General features: G+C 62.3%; 16 protein-coding genes. 1 reads left to right on the top strand and 15 read right to left on the bottom strand.

Annotated features, from left to right (window positions below; translation table 11 throughout):
- Positions 1-3: 3 nt before the first annotated feature.
- The 14 genes from ftsZ to ICL81_RS10055 form a co-directional block, all read right to left on the bottom strand.
- Positions 4-1,236, bottom strand: a complete 1,233-nt coding sequence (gene ftsZ, locus ICL81_RS10120) for a cell division protein FtsZ (protein WP_188034772.1) — start codon at positions 1,234-1,236, stop codon at positions 4-6.
- A gap of 125 nt (positions 1,237-1,361) precedes the next feature.
- Entirely contained in the window at positions 1,362-2,408 is a 1,047-nt protein-coding gene (locus ICL81_RS12220; protein ID WP_215394786.1) for an FtsQ-type POTRA domain-containing protein, read from the bottom strand.
- A complete protein-coding gene (gene murC, locus ICL81_RS10110; protein ID WP_188034770.1) occupies positions 2,405-3,826 on the bottom strand; it encodes a UDP-N-acetylmuramate--L-alanine ligase in 1,422 nt (473 codons plus the stop codon). The genes ICL81_RS12220 and murC overlap by 4 nt, the downstream gene beginning before the upstream one ends.
- A gap of 28 nt (positions 3,827-3,854) precedes the next feature.
- Positions 3,855-4,952, bottom strand: coding sequence for an undecaprenyldiphospho-muramoylpentapeptide beta-N-acetylglucosaminyltransferase (gene murG / locus ICL81_RS10105; RefSeq protein WP_188034769.1), 1,098 nt, complete (start codon positions 4,950-4,952; stop codon positions 3,855-3,857).
- A 4-nt stretch (positions 4,953-4,956) separates the two neighbouring features.
- Complete coding sequence (ftsW, locus tag ICL81_RS10100; RefSeq protein WP_188034768.1) at positions 4,957-6,171, bottom strand: putative lipid II flippase FtsW; 1,215 nt, start codon at positions 6,169-6,171, stop codon at positions 4,957-4,959.
- Positions 6,152-7,669 carry a UDP-N-acetylmuramoyl-L-alanine--D-glutamate ligase gene (murD, locus tag ICL81_RS10095; RefSeq protein ID WP_353055497.1) on the bottom strand — a complete coding sequence of 506 codons (1,518 nt, stop codon included), beginning with the start codon at positions 7,667-7,669 and terminating at the stop codon, positions 6,152-6,154. The genes ftsW and murD overlap by 20 nt, the downstream gene beginning before the upstream one ends.
- Positions 7,666-8,751 (bottom strand): phospho-N-acetylmuramoyl-pentapeptide-transferase, encoded by a 1,086-nt coding sequence (gene mraY / locus ICL81_RS10090; RefSeq protein WP_188034766.1) that lies wholly within the window; start codon positions 8,749-8,751, stop codon positions 7,666-7,668. The genes murD and mraY overlap by 4 nt, the downstream gene beginning before the upstream one ends.
- Positions 8,748-10,157, bottom strand: coding sequence for a UDP-N-acetylmuramoyl-tripeptide--D-alanyl-D-alanine ligase (gene murF, locus ICL81_RS10085; RefSeq protein WP_188034765.1), 1,410 nt, complete (start codon positions 10,155-10,157; stop codon positions 8,748-8,750). The genes mraY and murF overlap by 4 nt, the downstream gene beginning before the upstream one ends.
- Entirely contained in the window at positions 10,154-11,749 is a 1,596-nt protein-coding gene (locus ICL81_RS10080) for a UDP-N-acetylmuramoyl-L-alanyl-D-glutamate--2,6-diaminopimelate ligase (protein WP_353055496.1), read from the bottom strand. Before ICL81_RS10080 ends, murF begins: the two co-directional genes overlap by 4 nt.
- A 32-nt stretch (positions 11,750-11,781) precedes the next feature.
- A complete protein-coding gene (locus ICL81_RS10075; protein ID WP_188034764.1) occupies positions 11,782-13,578 on the bottom strand; it encodes a penicillin-binding protein 2 in 1,797 nt (598 codons plus the stop codon).
- A 45-nt stretch (positions 13,579-13,623) separates the two neighbouring features.
- On the bottom strand, positions 13,624-14,199 hold the full coding sequence (locus ICL81_RS10070; protein ID WP_188034763.1) for a hypothetical protein: 576 nt from the start codon (positions 14,197-14,199) through the stop codon (positions 13,624-13,626).
- Positions 14,196-15,164, bottom strand: a complete 969-nt coding sequence (rsmH, locus tag ICL81_RS10065) for a 16S rRNA (cytosine(1402)-N(4))-methyltransferase RsmH (protein WP_188034762.1) — start codon at positions 15,162-15,164, stop codon at positions 14,196-14,198. Before rsmH ends, ICL81_RS10070 begins: the two co-directional genes overlap by 4 nt.
- Before the next feature lie 14 nt (positions 15,165-15,178).
- Positions 15,179-15,610, bottom strand: a complete 432-nt coding sequence (mraZ, locus tag ICL81_RS10060) for a division/cell wall cluster transcriptional repressor MraZ (protein ID WP_188034761.1) — start codon at positions 15,608-15,610, stop codon at positions 15,179-15,181.
- 648 nt (positions 15,611-16,258) lie between these two features.
- The gene (locus ICL81_RS10055) at positions 16,259-16,645 is read right to left on the bottom strand and encodes a DUF3040 domain-containing protein (RefSeq protein WP_188034760.1); all 387 of its coding nucleotides are present in this window, start codon (positions 16,643-16,645) and stop codon (positions 16,259-16,261) included.
- Positions 16,646-16,726: 81 nt separating this feature from the next.
- Between ICL81_RS10055 and ICL81_RS10050 the strand changes: the two genes are divergently transcribed.
- Positions 16,727-17,827 (top strand): polyprenyl synthetase family protein, encoded by a 1,101-nt coding sequence (locus tag ICL81_RS10050; RefSeq protein ID WP_188034759.1) that lies wholly within the window; start codon positions 16,727-16,729, stop codon positions 17,825-17,827.
- An 88-nt stretch (positions 17,828-17,915) separates the two neighbouring features.
- Here ICL81_RS10050 and ICL81_RS10045 read toward each other — a convergent pair whose 3' ends face one another.
- Positions 17,916-19,346 (bottom strand): dipeptidase, encoded by a 1,431-nt coding sequence (locus tag ICL81_RS10045; RefSeq protein WP_188034758.1) that lies wholly within the window; start codon positions 19,344-19,346, stop codon positions 17,916-17,918.
- Positions 19,347-19,433 lie beyond the last annotated feature (87 nt).

Genomic DNA, 19,433 nt, shown 5'->3' with positions numbered 1-19,433 from the left:
TGATTACCTCAGGAACTCCGGGATGTCGAGATCATCGTCATCATCGCCATCGAACGCGGGGTCGTTGAGCTGCGCCTCAACGGGCGGGCTCGAGAGCACCTCGCCGAACTGCGACGAGAGCGTGGGCTCTGCCGCAACGGCAGGCTCGCGTGCTGCAGAGAAGCCGGGGAACCCAAGGCCAGTCGCTTCACCGCCGGCATCGGCCGAACGTCCGTTGCTCTTTGCTTCATCGAGTGTCTCGTGATGGCTGCCGCGGCGGCCGCGATCGTTGACCTGCTTCGAAACACCGTTATCAGCATCGAATCCTGCAGCGATAACCGTCACGCGGACCTCATCACCCAGGGTGTCATCAATGACCGTACCGAAGATAATGTTTGCCTCTGGGTGGACGACGTCCTGCACAAGGGTGGACGCTTCGTAGATCTCACTCAGGGCAAGGTTCGAGGAACCCTGGATCGAGAGCAGCACGCCGTGCGCTCCCTCAACCGAGGCCTCAAGAAGCGGCGAGGCAACCGCGAGCTCTGCCGCCTTGATTGCGCGATCCGCACCCCGCGCCGAACCGATACCCATGAGCGCTGCGCCAGCCCCCTGCATGACAGACTTGACGTCTGCGAAGTCAAGGTTGATGAGGCCGGGAGTCGTGATGAGGTCAGTAATGCCCGAAACCCCGGCAAGAAGCACCTGGTCGGCTGCGGCAAATGCCTCGATCATGCTGATTCCGGGATCGCTGATCTCAAGCAGTCGGTCGTTGGGCACAACGATAAGCGTGTCGACTGCCTCGCGAAGCGTGTTCACGCCGTTGTCCGCTTGAGCCGCACGACGCTTTCCTTCGAAGCTGAAGGGACGAGTGACGACGCCGATGGTCAGCGCGCCGATCGACTTTGCGATGCGCGCGACGACGGGAGCAGCGCCGGTACCGGTGCCGCCACCCTCACCTGCGGTAACAAAGACCATGTCTGCGCCTGCGAGAGCCTCTTCGATCTCTTCAGCGTGGTCTTCTGCCGCGCGACGGCCAACCTCGGGGTCGGCACCTGCGCCAAGACCACGAGTCAGCTCGCGACCGACGTCAAGCTTTACATCAGCGTCACTGAGCAGAAGCGCCTGCGCATCGGTGTTCACGGCGATGAACTCAACACCGCGAAGACCCAGCTCAATCATGCGGTTTACGGCATTCACGCCACCGCCGCCGACACCTACGACCTTGATGACCGCAAGGTAGTTCTGGTTGGTTGCCACCTGAGTTCCTCCGCTCAAACCTTAAAGTTCAACCTGAACCTTAAAGTTAGTATTGACGTATACGCTTCTCACCAAAGTTATGCGGGTACTGCGTTCTGCTTCTATCGACACGCCGATTTGCCGGATCAACGGAAGACCGGAGCCTCCGAAGATGAGACATCAATGTAAGACACGCCGCGATCCTGAAGTGATGCGAGCATTTTCACGAGCACTGCTGCCTTCGCCTGCGAACGCTCTCGATTGCCCCAGAAGACTTCGACACCACTATCAAGCGTGAACCTGACGTCTTGTGCACCCTTTGCCGCTACCGACACAATGCGGTTGCGCGGATCATCCGGCAGATCACGAACGATGCGTGCGGCCTCAGAAAACGCCGGCGTGGTGACATCGCTTACTTGCTCACTGCCGAGCGGCACGCCGGTGGGGCGTTCGGCAGCAGTACCGACCTCGACGCCAGCGGCGTCGTACAGCGTGAATCCACCGTCACCCTTGAGTGAGATCACGGGCGTACGTTCCTGAATGCGCACGATCATCGTGCTCGGCGGGATGAGCTCGATACCGAAGCGCTCAATGAGCGGGAACTCTTCGAGCACAGCGAACACGTCGCCCTTCGAGACGAGCGCGAGCGGCTCCCCTTGCAGCTTCGACAGCTGCTCAGTGACCGCGACCGGATCAAGCGTTGTCGTGCCGGTCACCTCAATATTGCGCACCGACATGATGGGCGTAAACACCCCAATCAGTACGAAGAGCGCAAGCGCGACGACCGACCCACCAACGATCATGAGCCTGATCCGCTTGCGGCGGCCGGCCGCTGAGAACCGCTTTCGCTCCCGGCGCTCGCGGCGCTTTACGCTCCGCTCGGCGTCGCGCACGCGTCGTTTGGCATCGCGCAGCGGATCCGCCGAACGCGCCTCGAGCGCCTGCGTCCCACGTTGCACCACATCTCCAAGCCAGGCTTTTGCGATCGCGGTGGGCGCAGTGGCGGGTGCCGGTGATTCAGCGTCCCAGCCAGGCGAAGATTCACCGACACCAGAAACTGGCCCCGAGTCAGCCGATCGCTGGGGCGCGACAGGTGTTTCGGGCACGGCTTCGCTGACCGGCGGCGCTACGTGCGCCCGCTGGTCTCCGGGTTCCGTATGGAAACCCCCATCGAAGCCGTCGGGTCGCTTCACGCGCGTTCGGTCTCGAAACGACGAGTCAATGCTTCAACCACCTGCGGAATGATCTGGTAGACCGTGCCGCAGCTCATCGTGACCATGAGGTCACCAGGCTGCGCGATTTCTGCGAGGTAATCAGCAGCGTCCTGCCATTCGGGGCGGTACGCGACGTTGGCAGGATCAACGAAGTCGTTCGCAACGAGCTCTCCGGTGACTCCTGCAACGGGATCTTCACGCGCCCCGTCAACCGCAAGTACAACCGTGTGGTCAGCACCAGCTTCGAGCACCTGCGCAAATTCTTTGTGGAAGAGTGACGTGCGACTGTACAGGTGCGGCTGGTGGATCGCGATCACGCGTCCGGCACCGGCTGCTGCGCGAGCCGCCTCGAGCAGCGCCTGTACTTCGGTGTGGTGGTGTGCATAATCGTCGTAGACGCGCACGCCAGCAACCTCTGCATGGAATTCAAAACGTCGCTTGGTGCCACCAAACGTTGCGATTGCCTCGAGGGCTGGGCCAGGCTCCACACCAAGGCCGACGAGCACGGCGAGTGCGCCTGCCGCGTTGATCGCGTTGTACTTGCCAAAGACCGAGAGCTGAGCGTCGTAGCGCTCCCCGGCAACCTCAACGGTGAACTTCACGGGACCAGAATCATCGACGGACACGATCCGCACGTCAGCGTCTACCGCCTCGCCGAAGGTGCGGATTGGCACTTCAACCCCGTTCGCACGCAGGGTGGCGAGCACCTCAAGCGCACCAGGGTCGTCCGACGAGATCACGACGAGCTCGCGAGCCGCGCTTGCGAAGTCGACGAACGCCTGCATGAACGCCTCACGCGAACCGTAGAAGTCAAGGTGTTCGGGATCGACATTGGTAATGAGCGCGACCGAGGTGTCGTAAAGCAAGAACGACTTATCCGACTCGTCGGCCTCGATGACGAACAGGTCGTCCTGACCAGCGCTCGAGCTGACGCCGAGCGACTCGATGATGCCACCGTTGACGAAGTTGGGGTCAGCGCCAGTGCCGAGCAAACCGGTCACGACCATGCCTGTCGACGTCGTCTTCCCGTGCGCACCAGCAACCGAGACCACGCGACGACCGCGTGCGAGCCACGCGAGTGCCTGTGAGCGGTGGAGTACGGGCTTGCCCTCTGCGAGCGCGCGCTGGTACTCGGGGTTGTCCTGCCACAGTGCGCCAGTCACGACGAGTGTATCTGCGTCGCCGACGTGTGCGGCGTCGTGGCCGATCTTCACGGGGATACCAATCGCTTCGAGCGCAGCGGTCGAGTAGGTCGAACTGCGGTCAGAGCCCGTCACCTGGACGCCGGCTTCGTGCATCATGCGCGCGATGCCGCTCATTCCTGATCCGCCAATGCCAACGAAATGTACGCGGCCGAGGTCTTCAGGAATTTCCAGGTCGAGATCGGGATAGATCATCTGCGCTCCTTAGCGGTGGGTGTTCGCGTTACAGACTACCGTTGCCGGTTGCGCGTTCGCGCAGGACTTCATCTACAAGCGAAAGAAGTCGTGCCGTGCCGTCAAGGCTGCCCGCGGCGCTCGCACGCCTCGACATCTCGGTGAGTCGGGCTTCGTTCTGCAGCAACGGGATGAGCTCAGACGACACCCATGCTGCAGTGATCTCTTCGTCCTCAACGAGCAGTGCTCCCCCGGCTTCGACAACACCGGCAGCGTTGAATCGCTGCTCACCGTTGCCGACGGCATAGGGCACGAACACGGCGGGCAGTCCGAGGCCAGCAATCTCACTCACCGTAGTGGAACCCGCGCGCGAAACTACGAGATCCGCCGCCGCAAACGCGAGATCCATGCGGTCGCAATACTCGATCACGTTGTAGCTTTCAACGCCGGGATCTACGAGCTCGTTCAGGCCACCCCAAACATGGAGCACCTGAGCGCCAGACGCGACAATCTCGGCTGCCGATCCCGACAGTCCCTCGTTGATTGCGCGCGCGCCGAGCGATCCACCGGTTGCGAGCAGGGTCGTGCGGTGCGGATCGAGCCCGAAGTGCGCACGCGCCTCGGCGCGCAGTGCCGCGAGGTCGAGTGACTCAATCTCTGGACGCAGCGGCATACCGGTGACAATCGCACCCTGAATCGGCGTGCCAGCGAATGTCACGGCAACGCGAGCCGCGCTGCGAGCACCCAGCTTGTTCGCCATGCCAGGCTTCGCGTTGGCCTCGTGAATGACCGTAGGGATGCCCTCACGCTTGGCAGCCGTGTAGGCGGGCGCCGAGGCGTAACCGCCGAAACCAACAACGACGTCAACGTTGCGCTCGCGGATCACCTGACGCACGCGCTTAACCGCCTTGGCATAGCGTGCGGGGAACTTGAGTGCGTACCCACTCGGGCGGCGCGGGAAAGGAAGTTTGGCAATGGTGGTGAGCTCGTAGCCGCGCTCAGGTACGAGACGGGACTCGAGGCCTTCTTGGGTGCCGAGGACCACGATCTCCGCATTCGGGTCGCGCTTCGTGATGAGATCAGCGAGGGCGAGCAACGGGTTCACGTGTCCGGCGGTGCCACCGCCTGCGAGCAGGTAAGTCGTCATGGAACTATCGTCCCACGAATGACCCCTCCTCGAGCTCCTTGGCATAGGCCGCGTTGTCTTTTGCAACCGATATCACCACGCCCATAGCGGCAAGACCGACGATGAGGGCTGTACCGCCAGAACTGACGAGCGGGAGTGGCACGCCCAGCACGGGGAAGATGTTAATAACGACCCCAATATTGACGAACGCCTGGCCGACCACCCATACGAGGATACCGCCGACGACCGCGCGACCGAAGCGATCTCGCGCACGACCAATCACACGCAGCATGACGACAGCGAGGACAAGATAGAGCAGAATGACGCCGAACGCACCAACAAAGCCGAGTTCTTCGCCAATGATGGCAAAGATGAAGTCATTGTCTGCCGCGGGCAGCCACGACCACTTGGCTTTCGAGTTTCCGAGACCGACGCCGAACAGGCCACCATCGGCAATCGCCCACAGTCCGTGCCTCGTCTGCCATCCGAGGCCGCTGTAGTCTTCGTTGCCTGAGGCGTGACTGAACAGACGATTCATGCGGTTCTCACTCGTCACCACGAAAAGGGTGAGTGCCACGAGAGCGCCTACCACCAACGCACCAAGCGTCTTCAGTCGGACGCCACCGAAGTACATCGCGCCAAACACCACCGCGGCCATGATCATTGCAGTTCCGAGGTCTTTGCCGAGCAATACGAGACCGAGCGCGAGCAGTGCGCCTGGGAAGATGACTGGAATCAGCTCATGCTTCATCTGGCCGAGGAGCGGCTCTTTCTTGAGCAGTACCACGCCGATCCACACGATCAACGCCAACTTGAGCGCCTCAGACGGCTGGCCATTGAAGGGGCCAATCTGAATCCAGTTACGGTTGCCCCAGACTTCAACGCCCAGAGGCGTAAATACGAGTGCCTGCAGCACAAGACCCGCACCGAAGAACACCCAGGCCCACTTCTTCCAGAAGTCGAGTGAGCGCGACGCCGCAAACGCCATGATGGGGATGCCTACGGCCGCGTACAGAAGCTGGCTCTTGAAACCGCCGAGGAAGCCTTTGTCGTCCAGGTAGGAGGTGATCGATGATGCAGAGAGCACCATGATGAGCCCGAAACCGACGAGCAGCAGTGTGGCAGTCCACAGCGCTGTCGTCGTCTTATCGCCGCTCAGTTTGAACGACGATCCGAGGCTGATGCGTGATTGCGCCAGCCGTCCCGAGCCCTGCTCGGGACTACTCGCCCCCGGCGCCACCCTGGCCGTCCCAGGCAATCATGCCAGCTTGGAACGCACGGCCGCGCTCAGTGTAGTCACGGAACTGATCCCACGATGCAGCAGCGGGCGCGAGCAAGACGGTGTCACCCATCTGCGCAATCTCGCCAGCAGCGGCCGCAGCCGCGTGCATCGTAGCGGTACCGTCAGCCTCATCGATCTCGACGAGGGGCACTTTGGGAGCATGTTCGACAAACGCGCGGAGCACGGGCTCACGATCTACGCCAATGACGACCGCGCCACGCAGACGGGCAGCATGCTGCTCAACGAGGTCTGCGATGTCGACGCCCTTCAGCGATCCGCCGACAATCCAGACGACATCATGCATACCGCGCAGAGCCGCGTCGGCCGCGTGTGCGTTCGTTGCCTTCGAATCGTCGATCCAGCGCACGCCTGGGCGGCGCGTGGTCTCGCCAAGCTGCTGCAGGCGGTGCGGATCGGGTACGAAGCTCAGTACCGCGCGAGCAATGTCGGCTGGCTCGACGCCACGCGAACGCGCGAGTGCGCTTGCTGCGAGGATGTCCTGGACGAGGTGCGGTGCGTTGAGGCCGCGCTCGGCAAGCTCCTCAACGGTCACAAGCTCGAACGCCTGGCCGTGACGCTCAGCGTGGAAGCCGCGGTCGACCAGCAGCCCCTCAACGACGCCAAATCCGCTCGGGGGCGGGCTGTCGAGGCCGAACGAGATAGCGCGAGCACCCTCAACGACGTCGGCGCCTTCCACCATGCGAATGGTCTCATCGTCAGCGCGGTTAAAGACGCAGGCAATCTGCGTGTTCTCGTAGACCTTTGCCTTCGCCGCCCAGTAGGCCTCGGTACTACCGTGCCAGTCCAGGTGATCCGCCGCGAAATTCAGGCAGACACTCGCGTAGGGCGAGATCGTGCCCATGCGCTCGAGCTGGAAACTCGACAGCTCAACGACGATCGCGTCGTACCCCTGCGGGTCACGGAGCGCGTCAAGAATGGGTACACCGATATTGCCAGCGGGGGTCGCGCGCAGGCCACCCTCGACGAGCATGTGCGCGGTGAGGCGCGTCGTCGTCGTCTTGCCATTGGTGCCGGTGACGCAGATCCAGTCGGCGATGCGACCGGTCTTATCGCGCAAGCGCCAGCCCAGCTCGATATCGCCCCAGACAGTGATGCCCTGTTCCGTCGCCCAACTGGTGAGTGGGTGGTTGGGTGCGTAGCCTGGCGAAACGATGACGAGGTCGGGCTCGAAGGCACGCAGGTCGACGAGCTGTTCGTCGGTATCTGCCGCGAGATAACGCTCCGAACCAATGACGTCGAGCAGGCGCTCACGGTCGTTGTCGGGTGCGCCGTAGATCACACGCACACGGCTGCCAAGCTCGACGAGCGTGTCAGCAACCGAGAAGCCGGTCACGCCGAGGCCGAGCACAGCGACACGCAGGCCGGTCCAGTCGTGGTGCCAGCTCGTGAGCGCCTGTACGCGCTCAGAAATCTCTGCCATGTTACGTTCGGTCACTGGTTCAACAGCCATTCTGCGTAGAAGCCGCCGATGCCGGCGATGACGAAGAGCGCGGCGATGATCCAGAAGCGGACCACGACGGTGACCTCCTGCCACCCCTTCAGCTCGAAGTGGTGGTGGATCGGGCTCATGCGGAAGATGCGCTTACCCTTGGTCGCCTTGAAGTAGACGCGCTGAATAATAACCGAGCCCGACTCGATGATGAAGAGACCACCGAGCAACACGAGCAGAAGCTCGGTGCGCGAGAGAATCGCGAAGGCAGCGATTGCGCCGCCAAGACCGAGCGAGCCAGTGTCGCCCATGTACACGTGCGCGGGACTGGTGTTCCACCACAGGAAGCCAGCGAGGCCGCCGATGAACGCCGCGGCAACAACTGCGAGGTCCATGGGGTCGCGGACCAAATAGCAACCGGCCTCATTCGCGGTGTCAACACACGCCTGCGATGCCTGCCAGAAGCCGATAACGAGATACGCGCCAAAGACCATGATTGATGCGCCGCCAGCGAGGCCGTCAAGGCCGTCGGTCACGTTGACCGAGTTCGAGGTCGACACCACGATGACGATGACCCACAGCACGAAGAGGCTGATACCGATGACGGTGCCGAGCGACATGAAGTCGAAGGGCAGATCACGGAAGAACGAGATGTGCGTCGACGCTGGCGTCAATCCTTGCTCGTTCGGGAAGTTCAGCGCGAGCGCAGCGAAGGCGACGGCGACGAGCACCTGGCCTGCAATCTTCGCCCAGCCGCCAAGACCGAGCGACTGCTGCTTGCGTGTCTTCATGAAGTCATCAATGAAGCCGACAGCACCGGCGCCCACTGCCATGAGGAGCACGAGCAGCGCGGAAGCTGAAGGCGTCTCCCCCATGACGAGCTTGCCAACAAAGTAGGCAATCACGGCACCGGAAATGAAAATTAGACCGCCCATGGTGGGCGTACCACGCTTCGCGAAGTGCGACTCGGGCCCATCCTCACGGATGAACTGCCCCCAGTGCAGCTTCTTAAACCCACGCACAAACAGTGGCGTAAGAACGAGCGTGTACAGCAGTGAAAAACCGCCCGCAATAAGCAGCGCGATCATGCGTAAGCCTCCCCAAGCTTGTCGCCGAGAGCCTGGAGCCCGGCCGCGTTCGATGACTTCACCAGGACGGTGTCGTTCGGACGGAGCGTTTTGGCAAGATAGTCGAACGCTTCGTCCTTCGTCTCGAAGTACACGCTCTCACCATCCCAGGAACCCTCATTGATGGCACTGATGTGCAGGTTACGAGCTTCCTTGCCCACTGCAACAAGTTCTGAAATTCCGAGGCGCACTGCCTGCAGACCGATCCGCAGGTGCTCCTGGATGCTGAATTCACCGAGCTCACTCATCGCGCCGAGCACGGCGACCGAACGCCCCTCCGGCTTGCGAATCTGCGCGAGCGTGCGGATCGCGGCACTCATCGAGTCAGGGCTCGCGTTGTACGCGTCATTGATGATCGTGATGCCATCGCGACCACCGAGTACCTGCATACGGCCGGGTGCCGCGAGCGTTGCCGCTTCGAGGACCTCGACGATGCTCTCGAGCGAGAGGCCGAGCTGCAGACCGATCGTGGTCGCGGCAAGTGCATTCATGACGTGATGTTCACCGAGGACGCGGAACGTCACAGCGGCCGATTCGCCGTCAGCGTGGATAGTGAACGTGGTGCCAGCTGCCGACGACTCAATATCGGTCGCGCGAACGTGAGCCTCGGGATGCAAGCCAAACCAGCGAACCTGCGCTGCAGTCTTGTCTGCCATGAGCACGACACGGGGATCATCACGGTTGAGCACGGCCGTTGCCGTCTCGGGAAGGTCTTCGACCATTTCACTCTTCGCGATGAAGGTTCCCTCGATGCCGCCAAACTCGCCTGCGTGAGCCAGGCCGACCGAGAGCACGACACCAATGTGGGGCGGGGCCATAGTGGTCAGACGGCGGATCTCACCAATGCCGCTGGCGCCCATCTCGGCGACGAGCGTCTGCGTGTCTGCCTCGACCCGCAGCATGGTGAGCGGGCCACCAACCTCGTTGTTAAACGACTTCTCGGAAGCCACTGAGGTGCCAAGCTTTTCAGCCATCGCTGCGACAAGGTTCTTTGTAGTGGTCTTGCCGTTCGAGCCGGTAATGCCCACGATCGTGAGCGCACCAGCCGCGCGAACCCGGCGGATGACCTCGGTCGCAAGCGCACCGAGAGCGTCGGTGCTGTCTGCGACGACGATCTGCGGCACGCGATCGTCAATCTCGCGTTCGACGACGAGGAGCGCAGCCCCCAGATCAATCGCTGAGCCAACGAAGCGGTGACCGTCAGTCTCTTCGCCACGACGGGCGAAGAAGATCTGGCCGGGGCCAACCTCGCGAGAGTCTGTCTGGGAAATTCCGGTCACCACCGTGGCCGCGTCGGCTCCGCTGGCACCAAGCACCAGTCGGCCGTCGACGGCCTCAGCAATTTCGGTGAGCGTCAGGTCAATCACGCAAGCAATCCTGCCTCGCGGAGTGCACCGCGTACCTCATCACGCGCCGAGAACGGCACACGCCGTCCGGCAACTTCTTGATAATCCTCGTGTCCGGGACCGGCATACAGAATAACGTCACCCGGCCCCGCAAGCGAAATGGCCGTGTCAATCGCAGCACGCGGATCGGCAACTTCGTGCACGTTTGCACGCTTGCCCTCCTTCGCGCCAGCAATGAGCTGGGCGCGGATCGCGGCAGGGTCTTCGGTGCGCGGGTTGTAGTCGCAAATCACGAGTTCATCGGAGCCGGCTGCGGCGATCCGCCCCATCTCTTCGCGCTTGGTCGTGTCGCGGTCGCCATCAGCACCAAACATAAAGATGATCCGTCTGGGTGCGACATCACCGAGGGCATCGAGCATTGCTTCGAACGCGCCGGGTGTGTGTCCGTAGTCGACGTAGAAGCGCGGGCCCTGTGCAGCTGGTAGCTCGGGATTCAGCGCTTCGAGACGGCCCGGAATATACACGGGAATCAGGCCGCTATCGAGTCCGTTCTCGACATCTGCGAGGGAGATACCTGCCTCGTGCAACATGATGAGCGCAAGCGCGGCGTTTTCAGCCATGAAGCGGCCAAACATCGGAACGCGGCCGCGGAAGTATGCGCCCTCGGGACCCTGCAGCACGAACGCGACACCGTCGAGTGTCTGCGAGGTGATGGCCAGGTGCCAATCAGCGGTCTGGCCGAACTCGGTCGCGAGGGTCGTCACAGGAATCTGCGACTCGCGAGCGATGCGCTGACCGTAGGGGGAATCGACGACAACCACACCGTGCGCGGCGTGCTTCGGCGAGAAGAGCGCGAGCTTCGCAGCGAAGTAGCTCTCCATGTCGCCGTAGTCGTCGAGGTGGTCCTGCGAGAAGTTGTTGAAGGCGACGACGTCGAAGTGGACACCGTCGATGCGGCGTCGTGAGACGGCGTGCGCTGAGACCTCGAGTGCTACCGCGTTGACACCTACCTCCTGCATGCGAGCCAGCAGGCCGTGCAGTTCAGGGGTCTCTGGGCTCGTCAGGCCCGAGGGCATGACGGTGTCGCCCGCGCGACGTTCAGCGGTCGAGCTCAGGCCGGGCGTATAGCCAGCCGCACGCAGTAGTTCTGCGATGAGGTAGACCACACTTGTCTTACCGTTAGTGCCGGTCACACCGAAGAACTTGCTGTTGAGCTCGGCAGTGCCGTAGACCACGGCCGAAACATCGCCCATAACTTCGCGCGGGTTCTCTTCGCTCACCAGCACGGGCAGCGTGACGCCAGCTGCCTGGATGAGCGCGAGGCCTGCCGCGTCGGTGAGGATCGCCGCGGCGCCAGCCTCAGCCACCTGCGCCGCGAACTCTGCGCCGTGACGCTTCGCGCCAGGCAGCGCAGCGTACAGGTCACCGGGGCGGACATCACGTGAGTCCAGCGTGATACCGGTCACTACCCCCGCATCGGCGGTAGGTTCAACACCACTGATAGCAAGCTCAAATTGCGAGGCGAGCTGCTTCAGATCTGTCTCACGCTGTCGCGTGGGGCGGATCGTCGTGCCGTTCGTCTGATTGCCTGCTGCCGCGGGTCCGCTGGTCACTATCAATATCTCCTGGTGCGCGAAGCGCGGGTCTAGTACTCAATGGGGTACGGATCGAGAGATCCTGTCGAGGGCGGTACATGGAATGCGCGGATCGTTGCCTCCGCACTTTCAGTGAACGCAGCAATGGCCGCTGTACCGCCGTCGCCCGACGATGGGAACGCAATAGATGCTACCGCTACATACTGCGGATCGTCAGCAGGGAAGATACCCGCAAACGAATTCACGTAGTCGGGGCGGTAGCCGCCCTCGCCGTCAGACTGCTCTGCCGTACCCGTCTTTCCGGCGATTCGATAGCCAGGAATCACCGCGAGGTCGCTGTACCAACCGTGTGTCACCACGGTTTCTAACATCCGCAACACGGTGTCCGCAGATTCTTCGGACACGGCGCGTACCGGCTTGCCGTGATCATACGTGGTCACCGTGCCGTCGCCAGACGTGCAGCTCTTGACGAGCGTCGGCGGGATCCGCACACCATTGTTCGCAAGTGCCTGGTATGCACCCGCGGTCTGAATGATCGTGCTCGAAATCGCCTGACCGAAGGTGATGTTGTAGACGCTCTGGCGATCCCACTCAGCTGGCTCGTACAGCAAGCCCGAATCTTCCATCGGCATACCGGATTCCGTCGAAATACCAAACCCGAACTTTTGGTAGTACTCGAAGCGCTCCTCATTCGACATCTGCGTGCCGAAGTACGCGGTACCGACGTTTGATGACTCGGTCAAAATTCCGGTCAGCGTCCAGGGCATCTCGTCGTGAATCGTCGAGTCGCCAAACGTCACACCCTCTTCTGGCACCCAGCGCATCGGGGTGAGGTGCTGGGAAGTCGGCGTCGCCGTGCCTGAATCAACGAGCGCCGCGGCCGTCACCGCTTTGAACGTCGAACCAGGCTCGTACGGACGAATGAATGAGCGTGCGTCACGCTTGTCAGGTTCTGAAGCGTCAACGTCATTGGGATCGACTGAGCCATCTTCTGCAACCGCGAGAAGCTCGCCCGTCTTCGCATCCATGATCGTCAGATAGCCCCACTCGGCACCGACGCTCTCGGTCTGCGTGTTAATGATCTGTTGCGCCTGCCACTGCAGATCTCGGTCAATCGTGAGCTCGACCGTGCCACCGTTCTGCACTTCGCGCGTCGTGACGACGCTGCCGGGCAGCGGGACTCCGTCCATGCTGCGCTCGTAGTGCTCCTCGCCGTCAACACCGGCAAGGCACTCGTCCTGCGAAAGCTCAATACCGGCCTGCGCTTCCTCATCGGCGCCAGAGAAGCCCACGAGGTTTCCGCCTACTGCGCCGTTCGGGTACACCCGCTTGTGGTGCGAAGCGAAGGTCAGCCAATCAACGTCGAGCGCCTTCAGCTGCTGGAGCTGCGAGAGGTCGATACCCCGCTTGACATAGGCAAAGTCTGACTTCGGGTCTTCCTCAAGTGCATCGTCGACAATCTTCTGGATTTCAGCACCCGACTGACCAGTGATCGCCCCAATCTCCTCGAACGCTTGCGCCGAGGTGACCTCCACAGTACCAATGCCGCCGCCCTCTACCTTGCGGTAGAAGGTCCCGCCATTCACCTTCGTGTTCTTGGGGGAAAGCTGCACGTCGTAACGTTCATCGGTTGTGGCAAGCACTTCGCCATTGCGGTCGACAATGTCGCCGCGCACGCTCTTGATCACATCGGGAACCGCACGCTTCGAAGCCGATTCCTCGTTCATCGCAGCGGCTGATACCACCTGCAGGTTGATGAGCTGGATCGCAAACAGCAAGGCCATGAACACGATGACGACAAGCACGGACGCGCTCCGAGCAGGAACACCTCGAAAGGTACGACTCATACTCTTCCCCTCCTGAAGCGGGTTACCAGCGTGTGTTGACACACATTAGTGAGTTGCAGGCGCAGGAAGCTTGCCCTTCCAGCGTACTGGGGCTGACGTCACTGCGGCCTGAGACTTTGCAGGCTTCTGATCTGCAGAGAGACCGGCGGCGTCAACGGGGGTAAGCGTCGAAAGCGTTGCGTTCGGCACATTGTTTGCACGTACTTCAGAGGTCGCTGTTTCCAGCGAGCCGAGGATCGCGCCGTCGCTCAAGCGAAGCGTTGCAGGGTGCAGGTTCTCAACCATGCCGAGCTGCGCAGCATTTGCTGCGAGGTTCTGCGGTGAGGAGAGCTTGTCCATGTTCTGCGAGAGCACACGCTCGACGCGCAGGAGATCGCGTTCCTCAGTCTTGAGCGCACGGGCTTCGTATGCGCCGCTCGAGATAACGATGCTCAGGGCGAGCTGAATGCCGAGCAGTCCAAGAAAGACGCCGACAAGCACGGCCGACACGAGGACGACGCGTGATGGCTTCTTTCGTGGCGCGGCCGAGACCGAGCGGAGGTGCTGCTGGGCTTCCTCGCTCCTACGCTGCGGAAGTGAGGCAACCGAAGCTACCGACAGGCGTGCGGGCTGTGCACTCATGAACGCTCCCTCAGTCTTTCAGCTGCACGAAGACGCGCGGGGATCGCACGAGGATTTCGCTGCTGTTCTTCTTCACTTGCCTTTTCAGCACCACGGGTCAAGAGCTTGACCTCCGGGCTGTGTTCGGGCAGTTCCACGGGCAATCCCGCCGGAGTGGTCGACTTCGCACGCTGTGCGAGCTCGCGCTTGACGATGCGGTCTTCAAGCGACTGGTATGCCATCGAGACGAGGCGGCCGCCCACGCGCAGTGAGTCAATTGCCGACGGAATCGCCTCTGCCAGCACACGAAGCTCTGCGTTCACCTCAACGCGCAGCGCCTGGAAGACGCGCTTTGCCGGGTGGCGCTGGCTGCGAACTGCGGCGGGAGTTGCCTCCTGGAGCAGGTCGACGAGCTGGCCGCTGCGCTCGATGGGTTCCTCTTCGCGCGCCGCCACGATTGCGCGAGCATACCGACCCGCGAGCGGCTCTTCGCCGTAACGTTCAAAGATCTCGCGGAGGCGGCCTTCCGGGGCCTGCGCAAGAATGTCTGCCGCCGTCATGCCGGTTGACTGGTCCATGCGCATGTCGAGCGGCGCGTCCTGCGCGTAGGCGAAGCCACGCTCTGCGGCGTCGAGCTGCAGCGAGGAGACGCCAAGGTCGAAGAGTGCGCCATCAATGTGCTTGAAACCAAGGCGGCGAACAACGTCGCTGATCTCGTTGTACACGGCGTGGACGCGGATCGAGCGATCACCGAACCGTTCCAAGCGACGGCCAGCGAGCGTAAGCGCCTGAGTGTCGCGGTCAAGACCGATGACGATGAGGTTCGGGAATCGTTCCAGCAACGCTTCGCTGTGGCCACCCATGCCGAGGGTTGCATCCACTACGACGGCGCCGTCTGCGCCGATTGCGGGGGCCAAGAGCTCGATGCACCGATCGAGCATGACTGGGATATGAAGGTCGCGCGGATCCTGTTCGATGTGGTTCATGATTGAGCTCCCGGCTAAAACATTCCGGGAATAACCTCTTCCTCGATCTCAGAGAAGGCGCTTTCCTGTGCTGACAGGTAGCGCGTCCATGCTTCGGCGTCCCAAATTTCGGCACGTGAACCAGCGCCGATAACGGCAAGTTCGCGGTCGAGCCCCGCATAATCACGAAGGCTTTGTGGGATCGTCACCCGGTGCTGCTTATCAGGCGAGTCAGGGTGCGCTCCGGACAGAAACACGCGCAGGTAATCGCGGGCCTGCTTAGACGTCACCGGCGCCTGCCGGATTCGGTCGTGCATCTCCGCAAATTCGCGCTCACTAAACACGTACAGGCAGTGTTCCTGCCCGCGAGTGATGACGAGGCCGTCAGCCAATTCAGCCCGGAATTTCGCCGGAAGAATGAGGCGTCCTTTCTCATCTAAGCGCGGCGTGAAAGTACCAAGGAACATAGTCCCTTCTCCCTTCCTCACCGTTGCGTTGACCCCACAGTACTCCACTTCACTCCACTAGTCACCAACATTTGGGAATAAGAATTGAAATGAGTGAAACATGGTTGAATTCGTGCGGCTTCAAGGCGCAATTAAGTGCGTGCTGGCGCACGAATTTGCTGCGTGACATGACAACTCGGCAGTGATCTCGTGACATGAAAACCGCAGAATTTCGCGGTTTTGGTTCTTTGCGGGTTCGACAATGGCGCACGTGTGGAGCTAAGTGGAGGCGTTCGGGGAACGCGACACGGTCGCGCCACACGCCGCCGTGTCGACACGCCGCCCCTCCGCGTGGCGCGGTGGCCGGCGCTGTCGCCGCCCCTCCCCAACCACGCGAAAGCACCCCTTTCTCTCGAAAGCACCCCTTTCTCTCGAAAGCACCCCTTTCAGCGTGCAGAAACTATCGATCTCGAGAGAAGGGGACCGTTTCGAAGGGTTGACACCTCCGCCAGCTACTCACGGAGGGCCGTGGGGCAAAGTGGAGGTCGCCCAGCCGTATCTTCGCGGCTACTGCAGCGCCCGCACCGCCTATGGCAGCTACGGCGCTCCAGACAAACAAAAAGCCCGGGCAACTCCTGCGAGTTGCCCGGGCTAGAGGGTGGCAGCGGCTTAGCGCTCCCCCTCCATACGTTCGTTCCAGCGACGCTCCATGCGGTCGCTCAGCGTTTCCTTCGCCGCGGCCGCCTTCGGTGCAGCACCTGCGCGAGCCTTGCCACTCACGACCGCTTCAGGGTCGTTCTCGCGACGTGTGAAGAACAGCACCACGCCGCCAACCATTGCGGCGAAACCTACGAGACCGAGCCAGAGCATCTGCCCTGCAACACCAGCCACCATGACACCAATGCCAAGGAGCGTGAGGAGCGTACCGAGAACAATCATCCGGTAGCTCAAGGCAGGGCGGCTCGCGCCAGTTGTTGGAAGCACATCTGCTTCACTCTGATAGAAGCGACGCTCCATCTCATCGAGCAGACGCTGCTCGTGCTCAGAAAGGGCCATCTCCCTGTACCTCCCGCGTAAATGCTGACTCATGTCAGCATCACCAGTCTACGCCGCGGACGTGCAGCTAGGCTAGTTGCCGTGGATGAAACAACGAGACTCGCAGGCCTTCTCCAGGAGCGCCTGAATGACACGGTCGCCGGCCACCGTGAAGCGCTTAGCGCGCTCGGTCCGGACGCGACTCCCCTCCTCGACGAGGCACTCGGCTTTTTGACCGGCGGAAAACGCTTCCGAGCACTCTTCGCTGTGCAGGGATTCCGCGCGGTACGCCCCTTCTCGGTGCACAAGGACATCGACCGCGAGTTCAGTGCTCTGCTCGACCTCGCCTGCTCCCTCGAGCTGTTCCACGCGGCTGCTCTTATTCACGATGACATCATCGACCGCTCCGATACCCGTCGCGGCCGCCCATCGACGCACCAGCAGTTCGCTGCGCAGCATCAGTTGAAGTCGTGGCGCGGATCCGCCGACCACTTCGGCATTTCGGGTGCACTCTTGCTCGGCGATCTGTTGCAGTCGTGGTCTGACGAGCTCATGGATCGTGCGTGCTACGACATCCAAGACATTGGCGCTGCACGTGCCGTGCGCCGCCACTTCAACCGTATGCGGTCTGAGGTTGCAGTTGGCCAGTTCCTCGACATCGTCGAAGAACAGCGCCCCGGGTTCGCGGATCACGACGAACAGATCGCTCGCTCCACCCGCGTGCTCGTGTACAAGTCCGCCAAATACAGCGTCGAGGCTCCCCTGCTGATTGGCGCAGCGCTTGCTGGCGCTTCAGCAGATCAAGAACAGGCACTCGCTGAGTTCGGATTGCCCGTCGGCATTGCATTCCAGCTGCGCGACGACATCCTTGGCGTGTTTGGCGACGAGGAACTCACCGGCAAGCCGAGCGGTGACGACCTGATCGAGGGCAAACGTACGGTTCTCGTAGCGTTTGCGCGCCGCGGGCTCGCCCCGACGCAACAGCGCATTTTTGACGATCTCCTCGGCACCGAGCTCGACGCAGAGCAGGTCTCGATGCTCCAGCGTACGATCCACGACAGTGGCGCGGTTGCAGACGTCGAAGACATGATCGCTGGCAACCTCGAGCGCGCGCTGAAGACGATCCGCACCGCCCCCATCGACCCCGAAGCTTCGATACGACTCGCACAGCTTGCAGATAAAGCTGGCAAGCGATCCGCGTAGCCGATCCGCGTGCCCCACGAGGCGCCCACACGACGAAGCCCCTGTCGCTCAGCTGAGCAGCAGGGGCTTCGTCGTGTGGGCGCGCGGGTTACGCGCCGCGCTCGTTCAGGCGCGAGAGGAACAGCGCCTCAGTGAGGACCGACTTCTCGAATGCCTCGATGTGTAGCGACTCATTGGGGCTGTGTGCGCGACCGTCGGGATCTTCAACGCCCGTGACAAGAATCTGCGCCTCAGGGAACTCATCGACGAGCTCGGCGATGAACGGAATTGAACCGCCCGCGCCCATGTCAACGGGGTCAACGCCCCACGCGTCAGCCATCGCGCCGCGTACCTCCGAGACGGCCCAGCCGCTCGTGTCGACGAGGAACGCCTGGCCAAGGCCCGCGTCCTCGAACTCGAGCTCTGCACCGAAGGGTGCGCGCTCCTCGAGGTGCTTGCGGATAGCCGCGTACGCCTCGTTCGGGTCCTGACCCGGTGCGACGCGAGCGCTGATGCGCACGCGAGTTGCGGGGATGAGCGTGTTCGACGCATTCTCGATGCTCGGTGCATCGATGCCGGTGATCGAGATTGCGGGCTGTGCCCAGATGCGCGAGAGGATTTCGCCGCGGCCGATGGTCGAAACGCCGGGAAGCAGCGCCGACTCCTCGCGCAGGCGTGCCTCGTCGTACTCAGGCGATGCGATGTCTGCCGAGGTGAGCCCCTCGACTGCGACAGCGCCGTCTTCGTCCCACATGGTGGAGAGCAGCTTCACTGCGGCGAGCATCGCGTCGGGAACCGCGCCACCGAACATGCCGGAGTGCGATGCATGACCGAGCGTGCGCACACGCAGGTTGAATGCAACCGCACCGCGCAGCGCGACGGTGAGCGCCGGGGTCTTCTCGTCCCAGTTGCCCGAGTCAGCGACGATGATCGCGTCAGCAGCAAGCACGTCGCGGTTCTCGCGAAGGAACGTGCCGAACGACTGCGAAGCCCACTCCTCTTCGCCCTCGATGAAGAGCGCAATACCGAGATCGAGATCGCCGCCATCGGCCGCAATGGTCTCGGCAAGGGCGCGGATCGCCCCAACGTGCGACATGACGCCGGCCTTGTCGTCTGCAGCGCCGCGGCCGTACAGGCGGCCGTTACGCTCGGTCGGCTCGAAGGCGGGCGACTCCCATTCCTTCTCGTCTCCGGGAGGCTGGACGTCGTGGTGCGCGTAGAGCAGCACGGTCGGACGACCGTTCTTCGCCTCGCGGCGAGCAACAACTGCGGGCTGGCCGAGCTCAGGCTCGGTCGCCCCCTCAGGCTGCACATCGACCGGCGCGCGGCGAACGTCAACGATGTCAAAGATGCCCGTTTCGCGGAGCATCTCTGCGATCTCAGCCGACGTGCGCTGCAGCGGCTCATGGTCGAATGCCGGCCACGACACCGAAGGAATACGCACGAGTCGCTTCAGATCTTCGATCGTGTCGTCAAAGTTCTCGCGTACGTAGGCGCGGATCGCGGCCTCGCGCGGATGGGTGCCAGTCTCAGGTGCCATGAACTGCCCTTCTCTTGGTGCCCGCATGGGCAAAACTTCTGTGCCGATTCGGCTCACGAATAAGCCTACTCGCGCCGGTCAGGAGGA

This window comes from Leucobacter sp. cx-328, from assembly GCF_014530035.1.
Lineage (GTDB): Bacteria > Actinomycetota > Actinomycetes > Actinomycetales > Microbacteriaceae > Leucobacter.
The sequence above is the reverse complement of the archived record's forward strand: the minus strand, read 5'-3'. Positions and strand labels throughout refer to the sequence as shown.

Coding starts and splice junctions, on each gene's coding strand:
- ICL81_RS10070 (WP_188034763.1), bottom strand. CDS start 14,199: ATGAGTGCACAGCCCGCACGCCTGTCGGTAGCTTCGGTTGCCTCACTT.
- murC (WP_188034770.1), bottom strand. CDS start 3,826: ATGATCTATCCCGATCTCGACCTGGAAATTCCTGAAGACCTCGGCCGC.
- ICL81_RS10075 (WP_188034764.1), bottom strand. CDS start 13,578: ATGAGTCGTACCTTTCGAGGTGTTCCTGCTCGGAGCGCGTCCGTGCTT.
- rsmH (WP_188034762.1), bottom strand. CDS start 15,164: ATGAACCACATCGAACAGGATCCGCGCGACCTTCATATCCCAGTCATG.
- murG (WP_188034769.1), bottom strand. CDS start 4,952: ATGACGACTTACCTGCTCGCAGGCGGTGGCACCGCCGGACACGTGAAC.
- ICL81_RS10055 (WP_188034760.1), bottom strand. CDS start 16,645: ATGGCCCTTTCTGAGCACGAGCAGCGTCTGCTCGATGAGATGGAGCGT.
- ICL81_RS10045 (WP_188034758.1), bottom strand. CDS start 19,346: ATGGCACCTGAGACTGGCACCCATCCGCGCGAGGCCGCGATCCGCGCC.
- mraZ (WP_188034761.1), bottom strand. CDS start 15,610: ATGTTCCTTGGTACTTTCACGCCGCGCTTAGATGAGAAAGGACGCCTC.
- mraY (WP_188034766.1), bottom strand. CDS start 8,751: ATGATCGCGCTGCTTATTGCGGGCGGTTTTTCACTGCTGTACACGCTC.